The sequence below is a fragment of the Corallococcus sp. Z5C101001 genome, assembly GCF_007352635.1.
Classification (GTDB): Bacteria; Myxococcota; Myxococcia; order Myxococcales; family Myxococcaceae; genus Corallococcus; species Corallococcus silvisoli.
The window spans coordinates 1-1,696 of the sequence record NZ_VKLU01000053.1 but is presented as its reverse complement, the minus strand read 5'-3'; the positions used below and the strand labels follow the sequence as shown (position 1 = coordinate 1,696).

General features: G+C 69.1%; 1 protein-coding gene. It reads left to right on the top strand.

Annotated features, from left to right (window positions below; translation table 11 throughout):
- The first annotated feature begins 80 nt into the window (after positions 1-80).
- Positions 81-1,660 (top strand): IS3 family transposase gene (locus FOF48_RS36155; protein ID WP_370456623.1). Its coding sequence is split into 2 segments (ribosomal slippage): positions 81-569 and positions 572-1,660, totalling 1,578 coding nucleotides; the frame shifts between segments, so codons are not numbered across the junction.
- Positions 1,661-1,696: the final 36 nt, after the last annotated feature.

The window sequence follows — 1,696 nt, the reverse complement described above, 5'->3', positions numbered from 1 at the left end:
CCCCCTGTGTCAGGGAAGTTGTCGCCTCGGCTGAGCGGCCGGGATGACCACGCCCTGGGGGCGAGAGCAGGCAGGACGCAGTGCCGTACACGGATGCATTCAAATCCCAGATGGTGAAGCGGATGGTGGGCCCGGGCGCGGTAAGTGCCGCGGCGCTGGCCCGCCAGGTGGGCGTCTCGCAGCCGACGTTGTCGCAGTGGTTGCGCGAGGCGAATAAGTTGGCGGCAATGACGCCCCCGTCCGAGGAGAAGAAGCCTGCCGGTCCGAAGAAGTGGACGCCCGAGGAGAAACTGCGCGTGCTGGCGGAAGCGCACGGACTGGAGGGCGAGACGCTGGGAGCGCTTCTGCGCCGGGAAGGGCTGCATGAAGAGCAGTTGGGGGAGTGGCGGGCCGCAGCCGCTGGAGCCCTTTCCCAAGGCGCGCAGACGGCTGCCGCCGGGGCCCTGACGGCCAGCCAGCGTCGGCGGCTGGCCTCGTCGGAGAAACGGGTGAAGGAGCTGGAGCGGGAGCTGCGCCGCAAGGAGAAGGCGCTGGCGGAGACGGCGGCGCTGCTGGTGCTCGAAAAAAAACTTCAGGCGATGGGCTGGGACGAGAAGGACGAGGACGACGAGGACGACGCAGCGGACGAGAAGCGCGGGAAATGACGCTCGCGCACGTGGAAGCGGCCCTCCTGCAAGGCGTGCGGCTGGAGGCCGTCTGCGAGCGGCTCGGGGTGGCTCCGCGCACGATTCAACGCTGGAGGAAGCCGGAAACGGCCCAGGACGGGCGGTGCGGACCGCGCACCCGACCCGCCAACCGACTCTCCGAAGGCGAGAAGCGCCGCATGCTGGCGGTGGCCAACAGCGAGGAATTCCGCGACGTCTCGCCCAAGCAACTGGTGCCCAGACTCGCCGACCGGGGCGAGTACCTGGCCAGCGAGGCGAGCTTCTACCGGGTGCTGCGCGAGGCGGGACAGCTGGCGCACCGTGGCCCCGCGAAGCCACCCACGCCGCGCCCCAAGGCCGAGCATACGGCCAGCGCCCCCTGCCAGGTGTGGAGTTGGGACATCACCTACTTGAAGGGGCCGGTGAAGGGCACCTTCCTCTATCTCTACCTCGTGGTGGACGTCTTCAGCCGCCGCATCATGGGCTGGCGTGTCCACGAGGAGGAGTCGTCCGCGCATGCCGCGGCCCTCATTCGCGACAGCTGGCGCGAGGCGGGCTGCCCCGAGGGCCTGGTACTGCATTCGGACAACGGTGGCCCCATGAAGGGCGCCACGATGCTGGCCACGCTGCAATGGCTGGGCGTGGCGCCTTCCTTCAGCCGGCCCCGCGTCTCGGACGACAACGCTTTCTCCGAAGCCCTTTTCCGTACGCTGAAGTACCGCCCCTGCTTCCCCCAACGAGCCTTCACGTCGACGCAGGCTGCGCACACATGGGTGGTGCGTTTCGTCGCCTGGTACAACACCGAGCACCAGCACTCCGCCATCCGCTTCGTCACGCCGGACGCCAGACACTTCGGCCTCGACGCCGCGCTGCTCGCCCAGCGCCACCAGGTGTACCAGCGCGCCCGCGCCCGTCACCCCGAGCGCTGGAGCCGCGACACGCGCGACTGGACTCCAGCAGGCCCCGTGCGCCTCAACCCCTCATCGGGAGTGCAGGAGCTGAAGCACATCGGCTGAACCCTCTCACGCGACAACTACCTTGACGCTCACCGG